General features: G+C 45.7%; 17 protein-coding genes. 13 read left to right on the top strand and 4 right to left on the bottom strand.

The features are described from left to right. Positions 1-33 precede the first annotated feature (33 nt). The gene (gene gldJ / locus DC20_RS08560; protein WP_062545877.1) at positions 34-1,221 is read left to right on the top strand and encodes a gliding motility lipoprotein GldJ; all 1,188 of its coding nucleotides are present in this window, start codon (positions 34-36) and stop codon (positions 1,219-1,221) included. 76 nt (positions 1,222-1,297) lie between these two features. Here the strand turns inward: gldJ and DC20_RS08555 are convergent, their stop codons facing one another. Continuing rightward, positions 1,298-2,011 (bottom strand): ComF family protein, encoded by a 714-nt coding sequence (locus tag DC20_RS08555; RefSeq protein ID WP_062543448.1) that lies wholly within the window; start codon positions 2,009-2,011, stop codon positions 1,298-1,300. Positions 2,012-2,080: 69 nt separating this feature from the next. On the opposite strand from DC20_RS08555, the gene DC20_RS08550 reads away from it, so the two are divergent. The 10 genes from DC20_RS08550 to DC20_RS08500 all read left to right on the top strand — a co-directional run bounded on the left by DC20_RS08550 (position 2,081) and on the right by DC20_RS08500 (position 13,862). After that, on the top strand, positions 2,081-2,437 hold the full coding sequence (locus DC20_RS08550) for a carboxymuconolactone decarboxylase family protein (protein WP_062543447.1): 357 nt from the start codon (positions 2,081-2,083) through the stop codon (positions 2,435-2,437). A 238-nt stretch (positions 2,438-2,675) separates the two neighbouring features. After that, positions 2,676-3,020 carry a hypothetical protein gene (locus DC20_RS08545; RefSeq protein ID WP_062543446.1) on the top strand — a complete coding sequence of 115 codons (345 nt, stop codon included), beginning with the start codon at positions 2,676-2,678 and terminating at the stop codon, positions 3,018-3,020. Further along, the gene (locus DC20_RS08540) at positions 3,017-3,790 is read left to right on the top strand and encodes an exodeoxyribonuclease III (protein WP_062543445.1); all 774 of its coding nucleotides are present in this window, start codon (positions 3,017-3,019) and stop codon (positions 3,788-3,790) included. Before DC20_RS08545 ends, DC20_RS08540 begins: the two co-directional genes overlap by 4 nt. A 326-nt stretch (positions 3,791-4,116) precedes the next feature. Next, the gene (locus DC20_RS08535) at positions 4,117-7,470 is read left to right on the top strand and encodes a DUF4175 family protein (protein ID WP_245652324.1); all 3,354 of its coding nucleotides are present in this window, start codon (positions 4,117-4,119) and stop codon (positions 7,468-7,470) included. A gap of 33 nt (positions 7,471-7,503) precedes the next feature. Further along, positions 7,504-7,923 carry an ATP-binding protein gene (locus DC20_RS08530; RefSeq protein ID WP_062543444.1) on the top strand — a complete coding sequence of 140 codons (420 nt, stop codon included), beginning with the start codon at positions 7,504-7,506 and terminating at the stop codon, positions 7,921-7,923. Beyond that, entirely contained in the window at positions 7,904-8,335 is a 432-nt protein-coding gene (gene ybeY / locus DC20_RS08525) for an rRNA maturation RNase YbeY (RefSeq protein ID WP_062543443.1), read from the top strand. The genes DC20_RS08530 and ybeY overlap by 20 nt, the downstream gene beginning before the upstream one ends. Before the next feature lie 69 nt (positions 8,336-8,404). Further along, on the top strand, positions 8,405-10,267 hold the full coding sequence (mnmG, locus tag DC20_RS08520) for a tRNA uridine-5-carboxymethylaminomethyl(34) synthesis enzyme MnmG (RefSeq protein WP_062543442.1): 1,863 nt from the start codon (positions 8,405-8,407) through the stop codon (positions 10,265-10,267). A 1-nt stretch (position 10,268) separates the two neighbouring features. Then, positions 10,269-11,156: a class I SAM-dependent methyltransferase gene (locus DC20_RS08515; RefSeq protein ID WP_062543441.1), complete on the top strand. Its 888-nt coding sequence runs from the start codon at positions 10,269-10,271 to the stop codon at positions 11,154-11,156. Between the two features lie 67 nt (positions 11,157-11,223). Beyond that, positions 11,224-12,813, top strand: coding sequence for an Ig-like domain-containing domain (locus DC20_RS08510; RefSeq protein ID WP_062543440.1), 1,590 nt, complete (start codon positions 11,224-11,226; stop codon positions 12,811-12,813). 569 nt (positions 12,814-13,382) lie between these two features. Then, positions 13,383-13,862 carry a hypothetical protein gene (locus tag DC20_RS08500; protein WP_062543438.1) on the top strand — a complete coding sequence of 160 codons (480 nt, stop codon included), beginning with the start codon at positions 13,383-13,385 and terminating at the stop codon, positions 13,860-13,862. Positions 13,863-14,429: 567 nt separating this feature from the next. On the opposite strand, the gene DC20_RS08495 is transcribed toward DC20_RS08500, so the two are convergent. Next, complete coding sequence (locus tag DC20_RS08495; protein WP_062543437.1) at positions 14,430-15,566, bottom strand: hypothetical protein; 1,137 nt, start codon at positions 15,564-15,566, stop codon at positions 14,430-14,432. Between the two features lie 264 nt (positions 15,567-15,830). After that, positions 15,831-17,237: an inorganic phosphate transporter gene (locus DC20_RS08490; protein WP_062543436.1), complete on the bottom strand. Its 1,407-nt coding sequence runs from the start codon at positions 17,235-17,237 to the stop codon at positions 15,831-15,833. A 244-nt stretch (positions 17,238-17,481) separates the two neighbouring features. On the opposite strand from DC20_RS08490, the gene DC20_RS08485 reads away from it, so the two are divergent. Further along, positions 17,482-18,978, top strand: a complete 1,497-nt coding sequence (locus DC20_RS08485) for a glycine--tRNA ligase (protein ID WP_062543435.1) — start codon at positions 17,482-17,484, stop codon at positions 18,976-18,978. Between the two features lie 864 nt (positions 18,979-19,842). Next, positions 19,843-20,199 (top strand): inner membrane protein YiaA, encoded by a 357-nt coding sequence (yiaA, locus tag DC20_RS08475; protein WP_062543433.1) that lies wholly within the window; start codon positions 19,843-19,845, stop codon positions 20,197-20,199. A 233-nt stretch (positions 20,200-20,432) separates the two neighbouring features. On the opposite strand, the gene DC20_RS08470 is transcribed toward yiaA, so the two are convergent. Continuing rightward, positions 20,433-21,521: a dipeptide epimerase gene (locus DC20_RS08470; protein ID WP_062543432.1), complete on the bottom strand. Its 1,089-nt coding sequence runs from the start codon at positions 21,519-21,521 to the stop codon at positions 20,433-20,435. Positions 21,522-21,798: the final 277 nt, after the last annotated feature.

Raw genomic sequence — 21,798 nt, 5'->3', positions numbered from 1 at the left:
AGAATACAATTTTACCTGGTATTTACCGATTTTATGAAACTGTCTAAACATTTACTGTACGTGTTGGCCGCAGGAGCGATTGTTTTTTCCTCCTGTTCCAAGAACAAACGTCCCACAAGCCAAGACCCTGGGAAGAATAGTACTGCTACCGGCATCTCCTATGATGAAGAAGAAGGGGGTTTTGCTGTAGCAGACTATAGAAACGTACCCGCTGGTCCAGGTTTGGTATTTATTGAAGGAGGTAGAACTACCCTTGGTTCTTCTGAGGAAGATGTGGCCATGACCCGTGACAACATTGAGCGTACCGTTACTGTGGCTTCTTTCTACATGGATGAGGCCGAGGTTGCCAACATTCACTGGTTAGAGTACCTGCACTATATCAGAAAAGACTCTTCTGAAGAAATTTACGCGAAAGCTTTGCCAGACACTACTGTTTGGGAGCGTGAGCTTTCCTTCAATGACCCTTATGTAAACTATTACCTGCGTTACCCAGGTTTCCGCTACTACCCGGTAGTAGGGGTGAGTTGGTTACAAGCGCAGGATTATTGTACCTGGAGAACAGCCATGGTAAACAAAAATCTGGCTAGTAAATTCGATGGCGAATTGGCAGAAGGATCTACCCCTCCAATTGAGTCTGGTGCCGTTCTTCCGAACTACCGTCTCCCAACAGAAGCTGAGTGGGAATACGCTGCCCAAGCTTTGATTGGTACTCAGTTAGATGAAGAAGAAAACCAAACCAACAAGCGTATCTATCCTTGGGATGGACACCAGGTGCGTAACCCTTATGGTAAAGGACAAGGTCAATTCCTGGCTAACTTCAAGCGTGGCCGTGGTGACTACGCCGGTATTGCTGGCTCATTGAATGATGGTGCCATGATCACCGAGTATGTGTACGCTTACCCACCAAATGACTTCGGTCTATACAATATGGCTGGTAACGTGAATGAGTGGGTACAAGATGTGTACCGTCCGCTTTCCTTCCAGGATGTGGAAGACTTAAACCCGGTTCGTAGAAACGGGGTACAAGATGACTCATCTTTATATGACGTAGCTGGCTTCCAGTCTTTGATCACTAACACAGTTCGTGTATTCAAAGGTGGTTCTTGGAAAGACGTAGCATACTGGTTATCTCCAGGAACCCGTCGTTTCATGGAGCAGGATTCTGCCACATCTACTATTGGTTTCCGTTGCGCTATGATCAACACTGGCTCAAACAAATAAGAAATCACCTCATATTCATAAACAAGAAAGGCCGGTATATCCGGCCTTTCTTGTTTATAAGGGTTTAGGGTCACTCCTATAAAGTATAGGCAATAGAGGCAACACTAACCGCACTAGCCTCATTCTTCAGCAGGATCTCCGCACAAGCTTCAATGGTAGCACCCGTGGTGATGACATCATCTACCAACAAGACATGTTTTCCTTTGATGAGGTCAGGTCTTTGAATCTCATACAGCTGCCGCATGGCTTCCCATCTGGCTTGTCGGTTTTTCGTGGTTTGGGTACCACTTACAAAATTCTTCCTCAAAGCATCTGCTAACAGGGGTACTTCCAAATCATCTGCAATGGCTTTTGCAAACCCTTCTACCTGGTTATAGCCACGCTGCCTTAACCTGCTTTTATGCAGAGGTACCGGTACTACCAGCTCTACAGATCTGAAATCTTCCTGTTCCCGTATCTGGGCCCCGAACCATCTCCCTAATACTTCACCTACTTCTTGCTGTCCTTTGTATTTCAATTGGTGGAGCAACCGTTGTACGCGCCCTTTCTCCTGGAACTTCAGGTAAGCCACGGCTAGCTTGATCGGCACTCGTCCCCAGAAAACTTCATGCAAGGTGTTCTGGGTAGGGGAGAGGTGAAAATCTGTGTAAGGGAGTTTGATACGGCAGTGGCTGCAAATTACTTCTTCTCCTAGGGCAAGTTCGCCGGCACAGGCCCGGCAATCCTCCGGGAAAAGCAGGGCAAGAAAATCATGGTAAAGCGACCTAAGGCCTATCTGCAGCTGTGGCATAACCTACTTGCGGATTTTGATGTAACTTTACATAGCGGCGCAGCATGCCGCCATTAATGAAGCATAATAATGAGCCAAGTAAAAGAATTCAACGACTACCGCACCCGCATGAACGAAAAGATCATGGAGGCGGATAATAAAGTAATTAAACGCTTCTTCAACCTTGACACCAATGCTTACGCGGAAGGCGCCCTAGACGTTAAAACAAAGGAGATGCTGGGTCTGGCCTGCTCTATGGTATTACGTTGCGATGATTGCATCAAGTACCACTTGGGCAAATGCTTTGAGTGCGGTTTAATAGATGAAGAAGTATACGAGGTATTCGCCATTGCCAATTTGATTGGGGGCTCCATTGTGATTCCACATTTCAGAAGAGCCGTGGAGTACTGGGAAGAACTGAAAACTGAAGGGCAAACTCAAGCTTAGAACGATTTCTGTTTCTAACCTGTTTTCTGGAAATCAGCCCTTAAACCGTTTGCTTTTACCTGTGGATTACTGCCTTTTGCTCCATCTAATCACGAGAAATAGCAAAAGACAAAATTTACTTAAACTAGCGTCTTAGGGCTGTTTTCATAAAATAAGAAACAAAAAGAGTTAAGATTGACGGTGGATATGGCAGAGAAATCCACTTCTGCGGTATGCCACTTATCCACATAGAATTTCAATGGAGAACGAAGAAGATTTTGATGTTAGGTGGGCAGCGTTGCGTCAGGACATTAAGAAGAGATTTGGAAAAAAGCCTGACCTGAATGCCATCCTTTTTTTGGTAGGCGTGCAGGAACTTGGGCAAGGCGTGCGGGAGTTCACCAAAGAAGAAAAGCAGGATCTAATGCACATTGCCACCTGTAAACTCCTGAGTTTATCTGGTTATTATGAATTGGATGGCTTAGACCAGGAGGGATGGCCTCATTGGAAATCGGTGAAGCCATTGCCGGCCTGTAACCTGAAAGAGCAGGAGCGCATGCTTAAATGGCATGCCTTGGAGTATTTTGACGAAATGAGTTCATGAAGATTATCACTTATAATGTAAACGGCATCCGGTCTGCCATTTCCAAAGGCTTTCTGGATTGGGTGAAAGCCGCAAACCCAGATGTGCTCTGCCTGCAGGAGATCAAGGCAGATGAGACCAAATTTGACAAAGTCTGCTTTGAGGAAATTGGCTATCATGTGTACATCCATCCGGCGGTAAAGAAAGGCTACAGTGGAGTAGCCATCTTATCTAAGGTGAAGCCAAAAAACGTGTGCATTGGCTGCGGCATTGAGCAGTATGATCACGAAGGAAGAGTAATCCGGGCAGACTACAACGGGTATTCTGTGTTAAATGTCTACATGCCATCGGGTTCCAGCGGGGAACACCGGCAGGGGTTTAAGATGGAATGGCTCCGCGATTTTCAACAGTATATTCAGGGTTTAAAGGACACTGTACCTGGTTTGGTCATTTGCGGAGACTACAACATCTGCCACCAGCCCATTGATATACACAACCCGAAATCTAACGCAAACTCCTCTGGATTTCTGCCCGAGGAACGGAACTGGTTCTCCGGTTTCCTGCAGGATGGATACATTGATTCGTTCCGTCACTTCAACACCGAGCCACACCAGTATACCTGGTGGAGCTATCGGGCTAACGTTAGAGCCAAAAATCTGGGCTGGCGTATAGATTATCTTCTGGTATCAGAGCATTTAAAACCGTTAATGAAACGGGCTGCCATTCTACCTGAGGCCAAGCACTCTGACCATTGCCCTGTTCTGTTGGAGATGCATCCGGTGGAAAACTGAGGTATCTGGTATTAACTTTACAAATGCGTTCTTGATCTGTTTCCTAGAATACAGGTCAAGAACGCATTTTTGTTTTCTGCATTCTGTGGACATCAGTGCCCTTTTATTGTATAGCTTGAGATAGCCCTTGACCACATTGTAATAGAGACTATTTTTCTACCCTATTTCGTTTCTGCCCAGAATTAAGAAAATAGCCCAAAAACATGGTGGTTTGCTCCCAAATCAAAGAAATAACAATAAATTAGTAAGCAAAAGAGTTAATACTCTGCTGATTAAACACGTATGAAAATAAACAGAAACAGTTGGTACCCTTTCTCTGGTTACTAATGTTTCTAGGCTACTCTAATCTTCCTTTACTTATGCGGGCTGCCGGTTCTTTAGATACAGTTTTACAGCAGCTTCAGGCGTTTAAGCGCAAATTCTACCTGAATCTGCTTATTAAAGGCGCTTTACTCACACTGGGGTTGGTGCTTTCTTCTTATCTGCTCATCACTGTTCTGGAATACTTCTTCTATTTTCAGCCGGAGGTGCGGGCTTTTCTGTTCTTCTCGTTTCTGGCCATTAGTGCGTTTGCCATAGTAAGGTGGCTCTGGGCACCCATTATGGCCTTAACGAATCTGAAGAAGCTCCTCACCGATGAACAGGCCGCTCAGCAGGTTTCCCACTACTTCCCCGAGATTCAGGATCATCTTCTCAATCTGCTGCAGTTAAAAAACGTGGCGCTGAACAATGACTTGGTGGCCGCCAGCGTAGAGCAGCGTTCAGAGGAACTCGTGGGTTATCGTTTCCCGGAGCGTATCAAATTCACGCAGAACAGATCATATTTCAAGTATCTGCTTCTTCCGCTCACCTTGGTATTGGTGCTGGCCTTTATCTATCCGGCGCTGTTTGTGCAGGGTACGGAGCGCATCATTAATTTCAAAACGCATTATGCGCCTAAAGCGCCGTTCCAGTTTGAGATTCAGAACTCCTCTTTGCAGGCTTTTAAGGGAGAAGACTTTCAGCTGAAGGTAAACATTGAAGGAAGCTCGGTCCCGGAAGAAGTCTTCTTGGTGATTGACGGACGCCAGATGCCGCTGAAGAAACTCAAAGACCAGACCTATGTCTACGATTTTGAGAAAGTGCAGGAATCAGTGGAGTTTCAATTGACTGGTGCCGGGTTCTTCTCTGAGGAAAATCACCTGAACGTGGTTGCACGGCCCATGCTTCGGCAGCTAAAAGCCCAATTGAGATATCCTGCGTACACTAAACGTCCTTCTGAAACGCTGGATAACACCGGTGATTTAACCATCCCGGAAGGTACACAGGTGACCTGGCGCCTTGCTGCCGACAATGCAGACTCGCTTTGGCTCCAGTTTGACGCTCCCGCACAGAAGATCAAAGCCCAAACGCGGGACGAAGAATATGTGGTGAATAAGACGTTTGTGCAGAGCCAGCGCTACAGCATGCACCTGAAGAACCGCTACTCAGAAAACAAAGAGCAGATCTCGCATCAGATCACCGTTATTCCGGACAGAAATCCTGAGATCACCCTGGAGCAGTTCCGTGACTCAGTGTTGTACTCTTATTTAGTAGTAGGCGGGACTATCTCTGATGATTATGGCTTCAGCCGCTTAGCGCTCCATTATCGCGTTCTGAAAGGAAACAAAGCCACTACAGGTTATCGGGCCGTAGCCATTCCGTTCAGCGGTTCATTGTCCACCCAATCGTATTTCCGTCAATTGAACCTAAAGCCGCTTAACCTTCAGCCCGGCGATAGATTAGAATACTATGTGCAGGTAACTGATAATGACCAGGTACCTCAGCCAAAGAGTGCCCGCACCTCTACCTTCATCTTCAAGTACCCAGACCCGTCTGAGGTGCAGAAATCCATTGAAGAGTCCTCTAAGCAGGTACAGTCCCAAATGAAATCTTCGCTTACCAAAGCCGAGGAATTAAAGAAATCACTGGAGCAAAACGAGGAGAAGACCAAGCTGAAGAAAGAGCTGTCCTACCAGGATAAGAAAGCACTGCAGGAACTAGCCGAGAAGAAGAAAGCCTTGCAGGAAGAGTTAGCTGAGCTGCAGAAGATGAACGAGCAGCTGAACCAGCAACAGGAACGTTTCTCGCCGCAAAACGAAAAACTAGCCGAGAAACGGGACCAGCTGAAGAAGTTAATGGATCAACTGCTGGATGATGAGACCAAGAAGCTTTATGAGGAACTGGAAAAACTCCTGCAGCAGAAACAACCTAATCCGGCCCAGATTCAGCCCTTGTTAGACAAGCTCAACAACAAAGAAGAGAACCTGCAGAAAGAGCTGGACCGTTTACTGGAGATGTTCAAGCAATTGCAAGTAGAGCAGAAGCTGGACAATGCTCAACAGAAGCTGGACGACTTGGCTAAGAAACAAGATGATCTGGCCAACAAGACTTCAGAGCAGAAAAATAAACCTGACCAAGGTCTGCAGCAAGAACAAAAGCAGCTTCAGGAGGAATTCAAGCAAATGCAGGAAGAACTCAAAGAAGCTGAGCAGATGAACGAGCAACTGGAGAATCCTGAAGACCTTCCTGACACTGATAAGATGGAAGAGCAGATAGAGCAGGAGCAGGAGAACGCCCAGGAATCTATGCAGAAAGGCCAAAACAAGAAAGCGAGTCAATCGCAGAAATCAGCGGCCCAGAAGATGAAGCAGATGTCGCAGCAGATGCAGAGCCAGGAAATGGAAGGCGATATGCAGCAGGCTCAGCAGAACCTGGACCATCTCCGTGACATTCTGGAGAACCTGGTAACGCTTTCCTTTGATCAGGAGAAACTGATGAAAGACTTCCGGAACGTGCAGCAAAGCGACCCAAGGTTCATTGGATTAGCCCAACAGCAGATCAAATTGTCAGATGACGCCAAGATCATTGAAGACTCTTTGCTCTCCTTGGCCAAGCGCGTGCCGCAGATCCAGTCGTTCGTAACTCGTGAGGTAGGTGCTATGGAAGGGGAGATGCAGAACAGCTCTGAGGCTATCAAAGACAGGAACCTACCTAAAACAGGAAACCATCAGCAATTGGCCATGACGTCTATGAACAACCTGGCCTTGATGTTAAGTGATGTTCAGCAGCAGATGCAACAAGCTATGATGGCCATGCAGCAGAGTGGACCGGGAAAGAAGAAGGGCAAAGGCAAGAACGGGAAGAACCAGCCTGGGGCCTTAGGACAAATGCAACAACAGTTGAATGAGCAGATCCAGCAGCTGCAGCAAAGTGGTCAAAGTGGCAAGCAATTGTCAGAGCAATTGGCCCGCTTAGCAGCCCAGCAGGAAATGCTGCGTAACGCCATGAAAGATCTGGCTCCGTCGCCTACTTCACCAGGAGGCAAAGAAGGAGGGGAGAAACTCAGTAATTTGAGCAAGCTCATGGAACAAACCGAAACTGATCTCGTTAATAAACGTCTTACAGAGCAGACCATGATGCGGCAGAAGGAGATCTTGACTCGTTTGCTGCAAGCTGAGAAAGCTGCCAATGAGCGCGACCTGGATGAGAAACGTGAGGCTAATACCGCTAAGGAATTGCCTGCCCGTATCCCGCCATCGCTTCAGAAATACCAGGCACGCCAGAAACAGCAAACAGAATCGCTCCGTCAGAACCTACCTGCTTTAACACCTTATTATAAAAAGCAAGTAGATGCTTATTTTAAGCGATTAGGTTATTAGATTTGCAGACATTTCAGATATAGTAAACATATTATGAATCAAGTAAAAATTCAGATTCCTTCTATCATTGAGAATATCCGCATCGTGGAGAGCTTTATTGACAACTCACGGGAGAAATTTCAAATTGAGGATGACATCTATGGTAATATCATGGTTGCCGTGACGGAATCTGTGAACAACGCTATCAGACACGGTAACAAGTTTGATAAAGATAAGAACGTCTATCTTTCTCTTTTTGTAGAGCCCAACCAACTGCGGTTTGAAGTACAGGACGAAGGAAACGGGTTTGATCCGGAAACCTTATCTGACCCAACTGCCCCAGAGAACCTGGAGAACCCCGGCGGAAGAGGTATCTTTTTAATGCGTAACCTCTGTGACGATGTGTCTTTCAGCAATGACGGCCGCACCGTTTCTTTAACCTTCAATATTGAGAATGCAGGAGCTTCCAATTGAGTTCTTTACCGAAGAGGTAGAATTTGAAGTCAAAAACAAAGAGAAGGTCAAAACGTGGCTTTCTGAAATTATTTCGAAATATTCCTTCGAACTAGAATCTTTGAACTACATTTTTTGTTCCGATGAATATCTTCATCAAATGAATGTAGAATACTTAGAGCACGATACGCTCACTGATGTCATCACCTTTGATAATTCCGACTTTGAAGGAGTTATTGAAGGTGATGTTTTCATTAGTATAGATCGCATTGTGGACAATGCAACTACTTTCAACATTACTCCACAAGAGGAGCTCCACAGGGTTATGGCCCATGGATTGCTCCACTTGCTGGGATTCGATGATAAAACTCCTGAAAAGAAGGAATTAATGCGTTTTAAGGAAAATGAGTGTTTAGAGCTCATCAAGTTGTAAACACCTCTTTCTCTAGTTATCCTCACTTATCAACAATGTTTCACGTGAAACATCACATTAATCCACACTATGTTCACAAGTTATGATGTAATAGTAGTTGGGGCGGGACATGCCGGATGCGAAGCAGCACATGCGGCCGCCACCATGGGGTCGAAGGTATTACTCGTAACCATGAACATGAACACCATTGCCCAAATGTCTTGCAACCCAGCTATGGGCGGCGTGGCCAAGGGACAAATAGTAAGAGAAGTAGATGCTTTAGGCGGTATGAGCGGAATCATCACGGACAAAACCATGATCCAGTTCAGGATGCTCAATATGTCAAAGGGCCCAGCCATGTGGAGTCCTCGTGCCCAAAGTGACCGGATGCGTTTCGCCGAAGAATGGAGAATGGCCCTGGAGCAAACGCCTAACGTAGATTTCTGGCAAGAAATGGTGTCAGAAATTCTGGTAGAAGACGGTAGAGCAGTAGGAGTGAAGACCAGCTTAGGAATTGAGATTAAAGCTAAAGCAGTGGTCTTAACCAATGGTACCTTCCTGAACGGCATCATCCACATAGGTGAGAAAAAATTAGGCGGCGGCAGAGCCGCCGAGAAATCTGCAAAAGGTATTACTGAGCAACTAGTGTCTTTAGGATTTGAAGCCGGCCGCATGAAAACGGGAACGCCTCCTAGGGTAGATGGACGTAGCCTGAACTATGATCTGATGGAAGAGCAGAAAGGAGACGAAAATCCTTCTAAGTTCTCCTACACAGACACTCCAGCGCTCACCAATCAAAGAAGCTGTTATATCACCTATACTAACTCTAAGGTTCATGAAATTCTTAAAACCGGGTTTGAGAAATCGCCTATGTTCCAAGGACGGATTCAAGGGTTAGGTCCGCGTTACTGCCCATCCATTGAAGACAAGATCAACCGCTTCGCGGAACGCGACCGTCACCAGATCTTCGTGGAACCGGAAGGATGGAGCACGGTAGAAGTTTATGTGAACGGTTTTTCCAGTTCGTTGCCAGAAGATGTGCAGTTCAAAGCACTCCGCGAGATACCAGGATTTGAGAATGCGAAGATGTTCAGACCAGGTTACGCCATTGAATACGACTTCTTCCCACCTACTCAACTGAACCTGACTTTGGAAACGAAGTTGGTGGATAACCTCTACTTTGCAGGGCAAATTAATGGTACCACCGGATATGAGGAAGCGGCCTGTCAAGGCCTTATGGCGGGAATTAATGCCCATAATAACGTGCATAACTCAGAACCATTCGTGCTGAAAAGATCAGAGGCCTACATAGGCGTTTTGATAGATGATTTGGTAAACAAGGGCACAAACGAACCATACCGGATGTTCACCTCGCGCGCCGAGCACCGCATCCTGCTCCGCCAGGACAATGCCGATCTTCGCTTAACTGAGAAGGGGTTCCAACTAGGTTTAGCTTCAGAAGAGCGTTTGCAGAAAGTGAACCGGAAGAAGCAAGAAACACAGGAAGTGCTCACGTATCTGCAGCAAAAAGGAATTGAACCGGAAGAAGTAAATGGCATGCTGCTTTCATTAGACTCGGCGCCTATCAGCGAGCGGGCTAAAGCCGGCAATTTATTGAAGCGCCCTAACGTGGAACTAGAGCATCTACTGGAATCTTCAGAGAGCCTCAAACTTTTCCTAAGCAAGTATTTACCTGATAGCTTGGAGCAGGCAGTTATTCTTTTGAAATATGCGAGCTATATTGATAAAGAAAACCAGATGGCCTCTAAAATGGAGGAGCTGGAAAACTACCGCATCAAAGACCGGTTGGACTACAAGGCCATCACAGCGCTTTCAAATGAAGCTCGTGAGAAACTTTTCAAAATTCAGCCAGAAACACTAGGACAAGCATCGCGCATCAGTGGCGTATCTCCCGCAGATATCTCCATTCTGATGGTATATTTAGGAAAATAGAATGAGCTACGAACGGCTAGACCATTGCCCCATTTGTTCCAAAACAGAGTTTAAGAATTTTTTAGTAGTACAAGACAAAAGCGTAAGCCAGGAGAGTTTTGTGATTGTGCAGTGCCTCAGTTGCCAGCTTAAATTCACGAATCCACGTCCGCCGGAAGAAAGTATTGGCCCGTACTATGCTTCAGAAGAGTACATTTCGCACTCAGATACCAGCAAAGGGCTGCTGAATAAAACCTACCGGTTAGTGCGGTCCATGGCCATCAAGAACAAAGTGGAACTGGTGAACCGCTTAGGAGGCAAAGGCAAAATTCTGGACTATGGCTGCGGGGTAGGGTACTTTCTACAGGCTTGTCAAAAGCAAGGCTGGACAGTAGAGGGAGTTGAGCCCAACGATGCTGCTCGTAAACAAACCGAGGAAAAGATTGGCAAGCCGCTCTTCCAAGATCCTTTAGGAAATCTGGGTGAGGAAACATTTGAAGTGGTCACCATGTGGCATGTGCTGGAGCACATTCATCAACTGAATGAAACGCTCAAGGCTCTGGTGAACGCGACAAAAAAGGGAGGCTACCTGGTTATTGCCGTTCCGAACGCTGATTCTTATGATGCTAAGAAGTACGGAGCAGATTGGGCAGCGTATGATGTTCCGCGACATCTGTACCACTTCAACAAAGCAAGCATGCAGAAACTTCTCAGGAAGCACAAACTGGAGTTGAAAGAAGTACTGCCCATGAAATGGGATTCTTATTACGTGAGTATCCTGAGTGGAAAGTACAAGCATGGCCAAACCAAGATGCTGGACTCATTCTTTACCGGTTTCAGGTCTAACCTACATGGTGCCAAGAATGACAATTCTTATTCAAGCCAAATCTTCATCGCGCAGAAAAAATAACCCGATACACTAAGAGGAATGACCTTGCAGTTCACACTGTAAGGTCATTTCCATTTTAAAGCCAAAAATGAAAAAGCAGCTATTAAGCGCACTAACGGGTTTAACCCTGTTCATGAATGGATGCGCCAGCATCAGTAGCCCAGAAGGGGGAGCAAGAGATCTTACGGCTCCCAAACTAGTAGAGAGCAATCCCAAAGACGGACAAACCAACGTGAAACCTGAGACAATCGTGCTCACGTTTGATGAAGCCATCCAGACCATTGATTTAACCCGGCAGCTCATCATTGCTCCTTTCACAGACAATACCTACAAAAGCAGAGTCAAAGACGGAAGAGTAGAATTAACCTTCACAGACCCTTGGGAAGATAACACCACCTATAGCCTGAATTTCCGGAACAGTATTGCAGACATAACGGAAAAAAATCCAGCCAAAAATGTCATCATCACTTTCAGTACAGGCGCCTGGTTAGACTCTGGAAGGGTGAGCGGCACCACCAGTTTACTGTTCAGCAACACTCCACCCAAAGAAGTAAGTGTACTGCTGTACCCCACTACTGACACTTCCCAGGTAACCAAAGGTCGGCCATTGTATGTGACCAACGCAGACTCAAGCGGTAACTTCTCTTTCAGAAACATCAAGGAAGGGAATTACTACATCTACGCCTTAACAGAAACTAACAACAACCTGCGGTATGACAGTGAATCAGAATTGATCGGTTATGCGTCAGATTCAATTCAGGTAAGGCCCGCCGTACAAAACGTTCAAATGAAACTGCACCGGCAAGATGTGACCAGGCCTAATGTGGTTTCCAGAAGAAGTTTTTCTAATGTATATGAAGTAGAGTATAACGAAGGATTGGCCAAAGCTACCGTAACTTCGCAGGACAATAACCCCAACATAAAATGGCTGCTCTCCCAGAACGGCAAGACCTTGAGCCTTTATCCGGGCAATGCAGAAGAAAAAAGCTGGTTGGTAGAAGTGCAGGACAGTGCCTATAACCGTAGGGTAGACACAGTGGCTGTACGGTTAACCGGTAAGCCCGCAGTAAGAAAAAACAACGGTTTCACAGTGATGAATGGAAGCACTGTAAAACCGGGGGAGGAGATCAGACTTCAATTTGAAGTACCCACCAAGATAGTTTCCCCAGTAGGTGCCTTAACCTTTGCTTTAGATTCAGTTAACACCGTTGCCACCAAAGAAGCGAAGAACCTGCAGCTGTCTCCAGACGGTACCCAGATCACGATCAAACTGCCTTTAGTTGCAAAAAAAGATATCTCTATCACCATGGACACTACCAAGGTTATGCCTTTCATAGGAGATCCGTATGCTGCTACCACTAAGAAAGTCTTGATTAGTGACAAGGAAGAGGCAGGCAGCTTGAAGGTGCAATTAGCCACTACCCAGAAAAATTTCATTGTGCAGCTCCTCCGCCAGAACGCAGTTGTGAAGGAAGTAAAAAACCTAAAAACCATTTTATGGAACGACCTGGAACCCGCCTCTTACCAAATCCGGATTCTGGTAGACCAAAATGGCAACGGTATTTGGGACAATGGACTCCTGAAAGAGCGCAGATTACCTGAGCCCGTGATCCTTCCTAAAGATGTTTGGGAGATCAGGGCCAATTGGGAAATAGAGTCCCAAGTCATCCAATTCTAGCGTGGAAACGGAGTGGATAACTGTGGACAAGAATCTGGATAAAGTAAGGCCAAGTCTGATAAACGGAAAACCCAAAACCAGAATTTCTACGTTCACACACCTAAATGTGAGTGGGCGTTCATAAAAACAGAAATTCTAAGAAGTTATTCACGTGCGTATAAACGTTAGAGAGTTTCCACCGTTTTTTATGTGAAGAAGTGGAAAGACCATGTAAGTGCTTGACAGAGACGAAAGAAGAATCCACAAAGCTGGGAGAATAAGTGGGACTACTGAGAGGATATTTCAGAACGCCGGGGAAAACGTGGGGACAAGAAATCTTATCCACTTCTGCACAGCCCTAATGACGAACAAGATTCTTTTTAAGAAAAAATCATTTTATAATAGATATCAAGTTGGCTCCGTGGAAAAGTGGGAAAAGCCCGCAGATCGGGAATGAGAAGGGGGAGCTGGGGCGCGGCCGGATTTTTTGAAAGGACGCCCACCAAAGCCCGAAATGTGGAAGAGCCGCTATTTTTGAGTAGTTTTATAAAAACAAAGCCGGAAACGGAACCATATAACCAATAGAAACTATGGAACAGGACAGAGAACAATTTGACAACGAGATAAAACTAGGATACGGAATAGGCGATTTACGCTTCGGGCTAAGCATGGACGACGTGGAGGAGATCATGGGCGAGCCGGAAGAAGTGGAAGAGTCAGACGAGGAAGACGAATTTGAGCACAAGGCCTGGAACTACTGGGATAGCGGCTTTTCGTTCTACTTTGATAAAGAAGATGATTATCGCTTGAGCTGCATAGAGACTGCCAACCCCAACGTGACGCTGTTCGGGAAGAAGATCTTTGAAATGAATCAGCAGGAAGTAGAAGATCTGTTCAAAGAGAAGGGCGTACAGAACGTAGAGAAGGAAAAGATTGAGAACAACGTGACTTGCCTTTCTTACGAGCACGAGATGATTGACCTTTACTTTGAAGAAGGCAAGCTTCTGGCCGTAAACTTTGGTGTACACATGGATGACAACCTGGAAGTTCTTTGGCCAAAAGAAGGCTAAGCCGTGATTGAATACCCTGATTACATATTCTCTAAAACAGAAAGAACCGCCACAAGCGGTTCTTTCTGTTTTAGGCACTTTAAACAAACCAGATTAAGGCCGATTTTCTAAAAACGGGACTCAAATCACTACGGTATTTCCGTCTAGTCCCCTGTATACCTTGAAATATTTAATTCTCACGTGGCTCAATTTACAGGTTCCACGAAAATTTGCGTGGAACAGCTAATCAGAAGAGCTTGACAGAGGCCATTTTTAGAGCCTTCAAACCAATGGGCGACAAATAATGAGCTCTGATCGCCTACCGATTCCAGAGTCTTCTAAAAGGTCTGTATTCATCAAAAGCCATTTTGCAGATCGGTTCTTGTTCTAAATCCGCTTGCATTAGATCAAATGGCTTGTTAAAGGACGAATCTTGATTGTTTTGACCATACCTTGCAGAAAGCAATCAGGAAACAGTTCAACAGAAAAGACACAACAGTGCATCAGGTAAGAATCATACCTCTACAAAGCAAAAGAGCCACCTCGTATCTGAAGCGGCTCTTTTTGCCTTATAGATGAAAAGCGTTTTTACTTAGTAAAGAAATTCCTGATCTCTTGCTGAATGGCCGGGTTGATGGCAATGGCTAGGATCACTGATATAAGCAGACCTATGGTCACAGAGAAGATGTCTCTGCCTATTAAAATAAAGGTCTTGGAGAACTTAGCGCCAGGATCTTTGGCCCTGATGCGCATTCCCAGTTCCCGTCCTGCCAGAAGGCCCACAAACACCCATGTAGTACTCATAGGAATATTGTTTACCTCTTTGAAGTAATACAGAATGATGGAGTACACCAGGTCAATAATGGTGGCACTCCGTACATCACGTACTTCAGATTTCTCATTGATGATTCCCTGGATCTTCTCACCCCGCATGTAGAAGATGTAAGCTAATCCCAGGAAAATAAAACTCGCAAAAGCGGTAAACTCCACCACGTTCAGCTGGCGGGGCAGGTACACGGCAATATTTGCCAGATCTTGTGCCAGCCAGGTATGCCACAGAAAACCACTGATGATCCATTGGGCCCAAATCCAGGCACCATGCGCTTCCCCTTTGATAAACCGTTTGATGATCCCAGAAAGCAGAATATAAATCAGCAGAGCCAGTACAAAGGCTGCCACATAGCCCATGAGGCTCTTGTTCACCATGCTAAAAATTGCACTAGAGTCAATGGTGAACACGCTCAAGAGCATGAACGTGGTGGAAACCGGAATCCGGAAGCGCGTTAACAGCAGCAGAATTACAGGGGCGGCCAGCTGTAAGAATACAAAACTCTCTGGAGTGTCTTTGAATCCTTTGGAGGCTAAGCGCTGGTAGGTGACATCACCGTTGAACATATACCAACTGTACCACACTGTAGCCAGGAAAATGCCCCCCATGAAGAGCCACTGCCAGTACCACTTCTTGTCTTCATTGGAAACAATGAACGTACCTATGGTCTGGATGCTGTCATTGGCAATAGCTGAGTAGCCGGCAAAGGCGAAACCCACCCACATGGCCACAGAGGCGTACGGGTACACTACACCGCAGAGAATAAGAGAAAAGGCAATGAAATAAAGGAAGGTTTTCTCTTTTCGAAGAATAATGTCCAGAACACCAACTCTTCTTCTGAATTTGTAAGGCTGGGCGGGTACCAATGACCCTTTTCCCCTTCTTTTTTTAGCCATTCAATAATGTTTTAGTAAGATTTAGCTCAAAATCACAGGACATACGTACATGCCTTCCTTCATAAAATCACCAATTGTAGCTACATACGTGTAAGTAGCTTTGGGGTAGGCAAAAGCAAGGCGGGAGCAGAATAATTGTTAAAGAGCCGGTGTCCTGTACAAAAAATATCAAAGGATTCACGGGGAATACCGTGCCGAAAAGCCTTAAAAAGAAAAGAGCCACTTCATTTCTGAAGCGGCTCTTTTCTTTTCGTTTAGTAGATTCTAAGAAAGCATCCAGCGGAACAACAGGAACAGTGTTCCAGATAAGAACATAGAAACAGGCAAGGTTAAAACCCAAGCTAAGGCAATATTCCGGATGGTGCCGGCATTCAGGTTCTTAATCCCACGGTTAGCCACCATACTTCCCGCAATACCAGAAGAAAGAATGTGGGTGGTACTTACGGGCAATTTGAACACGAACGTAGAAAAACCAATTACACTAGCCGCCATGAACTCAGCCGAAGCTCCCTGAGCGTAAGTCAAGTGCTCTTTCCCAATCTTTTCACCAATGGTTTTCACAATCCGTTTCCAGCCAATCATGGTTCCAATACCCAGAGAAAGCGCAATCATCATGATTACCCAATCAGGGGCGTAGTCAGTGTAGGAACGCATGCCGGTCACACCAGCCTTTAACTGGTCGCGGTCACGCTGGCTCATGGTGATGTCCTGGCTGTCCATCAACTTATCAGTGCCTTTGGTGATTAGCAGGATATCACGGCGAAGCAGGAAACGAGCATCTTTCGGAAGGCTGGCCATATCTGGGTTAGAAGTAAACACGTTTCGCATTTCCCTAACTTCATTGTTCAGCAAAGTCAATTGTTTTGAATCTGACGCAGAAAGGACCGTGCTGTCTACTTTGGCTAATACCTGTTCCACTTGGGTGATAGAGTTTCTCAAACCAGCTGGGTCTTTGTCAATGTCAAGGGCGTAGTAAGAAGGAACAATCGCAATCAAGATCAGCATGACCAAGCCCACGCCTTTCTGGCCGTCATTAGAACCATGGAAGAATGAAACCAGCGTACAGGTGATGATCAAAATAATCCGGATCCAAAGAGGAGGAGCTTTGCGTTTGTGTGGCTCTTTGAAAATGGTCTTATTTTTCACAAACCGTTTCAAAAGAAACATCAAAAACACAGTCAGGGTGAAGCCCAGGAACGGAGAAACAAGTAAGGACATTCCTGTTTTTGTTGCTTCAGACCAGGCAAAAGAAGCCTCGGTGGTAGAAGGAAGGAGAGAAAAGGCAATCCCTAGTCCTAAGATTGACCCAATCAATGTGTGGGAACTGGAAGAAGGAAGACCGTAGTACCAGGTACCCACATTCCAGAGAATGGCACTTATCAATAAGGCCGCAATCATGGAAATGCCGTGCCAAATGTCCTGGTCAATGAGGGTTTCAATGGGTAGTAGGTATACAATCCCCATAGCCACGCCAATACCGCCGGCAAAAACACCAATGAAGTTCCAGAAACCAGACCACACCACAGCCGCCCAAGGGCGAAGAGTGTTGGTGTAAATAACGGTAGCCACAGCATTGGCCGTATCATGGAAACCGTTCACAAATTCAAATGCACACGCGGCCAGTAAGCAAATTACCAGCAAGATCAGTAGATCAGTTTCTAATCCGAACATAATGTAGTATAGGTGAGAAAAAAGGTGCCAAAAGTAAGAGAATAATTTCCTCTGAATGTTATCGAATTGTTAAGGAATGGTTCAACCCTAGTAGAAAAACTGCGCAAAAGTACGAACCTAGCTTTGACTCTACTTATAATCATCACTCTCCTCAGAACATTTACCTTGCAAGTGTGGTATTTCTCTAACCAAACCAAACCAGTGTTTTAGAAAAAGTGCCGATGAAACCTCTATATTTGCGCCCATGAGCACAACTGAGAAACCCACAGAAAACGCACAGTTAAAAGATATCATCTCGCACGCCAAGGAATACGGCTTCGTTTTTCCTTCCAGTGAGATTTATGACGGCCTTCAGGCTGTGTATGATTACGGGCAGAATGGGGTAGAACTGAAGAACAACCTCAAAATGCTTTGGTGGAAGTGCATGACCCAACTGCACCAGAATGTAGTAGGTATAGATGCCGCCATCTTCATGCACCCCAACACCTGGAAGGCATCGGGCCACGTAGACTCGTTCAACGACCCCATGATTGATAACCTCGATTCCAAGAAGCGCTACCGCGCCGATGTTTTAATTGAGGAAAAAGCCGCTGAGTACGAGAAGCAAGGCGATGTGGAGAAAGCCCAATCTCTGTTGCAGGAAATGGGCCGTTTGCTTGGTGCCGAAGATCTCAAAGGCGTACAGCAATTGATTATCTCAGAAAACATAAAATGCCCTATTTCAGGAACTTCTAACTGGACCGAGGTACGCCAGTTCAACCTGATGTTCTCCACACAGGTAGGATCTGTGGCCGAGGACTCCAGCACCATTTATCTACGCCCTGAAACCGCTCAAGGAATCTTCGTGAACTTCCTGAACGTGCAGAAATCGGGTCGTATGAAAGTGCCTTTCGGGATTGCACAGATCGGGAAAGCATTCCGGAACGAGATCGTGGCCCGACAGTTCATCTTTAGAATGCGCGAGTTTGAGCAGATGGAGATGCAGTTCTTCGTACGGCCTGGCACCGAGATGGAATGGTACCAGCACTGGAGAACCATGCGCCGCAACTGGCACGAGGCTTTAGGAGTGCCTACCGAAAAGCTCCGCTTCCATGACCATGAGAAACTGGCCCACTATGCCAACGCCGCGGTAGATATTGAGTTTGAATTCCCGTTCGGTTTCAAAGAAGTAGAAGGAATCCACTCCCGCACCGACTTTGACTTGACGCAGCACCAAAACCTGAGCCGCAAAAAGCAGCAGTACTTTGACAATGACCTGAACGAAGACGGTAAACCATTTGGTAATTACGTGCCTTACGTGGTAGAGACCTCCGTAGGCGCCGACCGTCTGTTTCTGATGACGCTCTGCAACGCGTACCAGGAAGAGGAAATCACTGAAGGCGAAAACACCAAGACCCGTACCTTCCTGAAATTCCACCCAGCCATTGCTCCGGTGAAAGCCGCTGTGTTCCCGCTCGTGAAGAAAGATGGGTTACCAGAGAAAGCCATGCAAATCTTTAATGATCTGAAATTCGATTTCAACATGATCTACGAAGAGCGCGACGCCATAGGAAAACGCTACACCCGCCAGGACCTCATCGGAACTCCGTTCTGTATTGCCGTGGATTACGAGACTCTGGAGAACGACACCGTCACCGTGCGTGAGCGTGACAGCCGCGAGCAGAAGCGCATGCACATATCAGAACTGCGCCAGTACATAGGCGACGCTGTCAGCTTCAAACGCATCTTCGAGAAAATATAACTTGTGGATTTTTGTCTGTTTTCTGAAAAACAGCTTAAAAACGATTAGCTACAAAAAAGGCTTCTGCACTTAGCAGAAGCCTTTTTTGTGGTGGATAAGGTAAAAACAAATATTTATGCAGCAATAAGTTTTCCACGTGGGTTACCATTAGCTTATGAGGAGAATTAGCACCAAAAATTTTATAGATTGATTGTATACCTAAAGTAAAAAGGGATTAAAGTGAACACATTATATAACTGTATATCGCAATATCATTCCATCTCCTTAAAAGCATGGGAGGCTCTTTCCAAAGCATTAACGCAGGTAGAGGTTCCAAGGAATTCTTTCTTAATACGAGAGGGGATGGTGTGAAATAATCTGTATTTCCTTGAGAAAGGTTGTTTGCGTGGATACTATAACTTAGACGGAAAGGAAATTACTTATTGGTTCGGCTTTGAGAATAGCTTCATCACCTCATTCTATAGCTTCATTTCCCGAAAACCGAGTATAGAAAACATACAGATTTTAGAAGACTCTACTTTATGCAGTATCAGTTTTGAGGCTTTAAACCAGTTGTTTGATTCTCATAAAGATGTTGAGCGCCTGGTACGGATCATAAACGAGCAATATTACATTAGACTGGAAGAGCGGTTTATGGCCATGCAATTCAAAACTGCTAGGGAGCGGTATGAACAACTTTTGGAAACCTCACCACATATTCTCCGAAGAATCTCTCTGGGGCAAGTTGCCTCCTACCTTGGAATCAGCCAGGAGACGCTGAGCAGAATACGGAGTCACGTTTGATACCCTTCCTTTTTGACAAATGTCAAAAGAAGGGGTTAGGTACTGGTTTACCTTTGGTCCATCACTTAACAAAAGATGACAATGGACCACAAACCATCAAACGCATTTGTAGCGGCCTCTTGGGCTACTTTACTTACTGGCATCTCAGCATACATGATTGGCCTGTGGAATGCAGAAATGTTGCTGAACGAAAAGGGCTATTATTTCACCGTACTCATGTATGGACTGTTCTCAGCTATTTCTCTCCAAAAAAGTGTGCGTGACCAACTAGACGGTATTCCAGTTACTAATACCTATTATGGACTTAGTTGGTTTTCTTCTATTCTGGCAGTGGTATTGCTGACAGTGGGGCTTTGGAATGCTGAATTGCTTTTGAGTGAAAAAGGATTTTATGCAATGTCATTTTTGCTAAGCCTTTTTGCTGCCATTACAGTTTAGAAAAATACCAGAGACAGTTTAGTGAAAGGAGTGCCTGCTAAAGAAAATGTTGAGATATAGTAGCTATTAGGCAAGGGCTTCACCATGATTTCTTAAAAATGTGAAGCTGGCTACTTGTACAGCCTAATCAGATTTTACCAATTCCATTCTTTTCGGACTAATCAAAAAGGACTGGGAGTTTGCTTTAGTCAAAGTAGGCCCCACTCCTTTTTGATTTCTAAACTTAAATTACTTCAGAATAGGGGAGAAGCAAGAGTAACTCCATGGCCGGCTACTTCAGGATTCAATCTCAGTACTTCACCTGCTTGTTCAAAGCCTCCGCTGAAGGGATGCTCCGCTATAAATAGAGGAGTGTCCAGATCTATGTAGTCGAACCCACCAATTCCGGCTGCGAAATGCGCGGAGAATGTCATGGCCAAAATTGATTCTACCATTCCCCCAATCATTAGGCCCAATCCATGCACCTGTGCCAAAGCTACCATCTGTAAAGCTTCCAGTACGCCGCACTTCATCAATTTTATGTTGACAACCGAGGCGCTTCGGTCATGGGCCAACCGTGCTACATCGCTGGCGCTACGCGCAGACTCATCTGCGGCAATGAGGAAAGGACAGGTAGTTGCCAACAGGGCCAAGTCCTCCCAAGATTCTCTTGGAAGTGGCTGTTCAAATAAAATAACCGGTATTTTAACTTCACTTGCTCTGTGAACAAACGCTTGGGCCCGGGTCAAATCATATCCGCAATTTCCGTCTATAATGAGTTTAGCTCCTGGAGCAGCGTTGTGGATTGCCTGAATCCGGCGGAAGTCATAATCCACATCGGTTCCCTCAGTCTTCACCTTAATAATAGAGAAGCCTCGTTCCACGATGGACTTGGCCGAAGTCGCGGCGTGAGCCTCATCGCCGGCTGTGATGGTAAGGTCCGTCACCAATTGCATCTGCACTCCTCCGAAGAAAACATACAATGGCATCTGGTAATGTTTGCAGAGCGCATCCAGAATGGCCATCTCCAACCCGCATCGGGCAGCGGGTGCATCATGTGCGAGTTTATCTAATTCCTTGGCCAAGGTACGCCAGTTTTTGACGTCTTTCCCGATGAGGTGTTTTTCCGAATCCTGCAGCACTACCAACGTGCTCTCCTGAGTCTCGCCGCTCACTGCCGGGAACGGAGCCGCCTCACCTAAACCAATGGTGCCATCTTCCAGTTGAATCTGCACTACTACATTTTCTACTTGGTGCTGTGTGCCAGTAGCAATAGCGAAGGGCTCAATCAGAGGCAAGTTCAGTGGTTGATAACTCAAAGAAACGATTTGGGTAGAAGCCATAGGTTTAGTTTATAAATAGCATGGTGAAGAAACAAAGAAAGGAAAAGTTGCAGACAAGAAACCTGCTTCTGGGATAAGGAAAGCAAGAATCTTTAAAAGTTATGCTGTGTACAAGTAGTTTTCCTATTTTAAGCCTCACTTCAGGAAATTGTCGCCAAAACAGGGAGTTTTCAACGGCAACTTTTCTGAAGAGGATTCTGACTGTGTAACAAAAGAGGAAACCTGTTCTCAGCCCATTTTTTAAAAGCAGCCTCAAAGCGGAAAAAAGCATTGGAAA

This window comes from Rufibacter tibetensis (genome assembly GCF_001310085.1).
Lineage (GTDB): Bacteria > Bacteroidota > Bacteroidia > Cytophagales > Hymenobacteraceae > Nibribacter > Nibribacter tibetensis.
The sequence above is the reverse complement of the archived record's forward strand: the minus strand, read 5'-3'. Positions and strand labels throughout refer to the sequence as shown.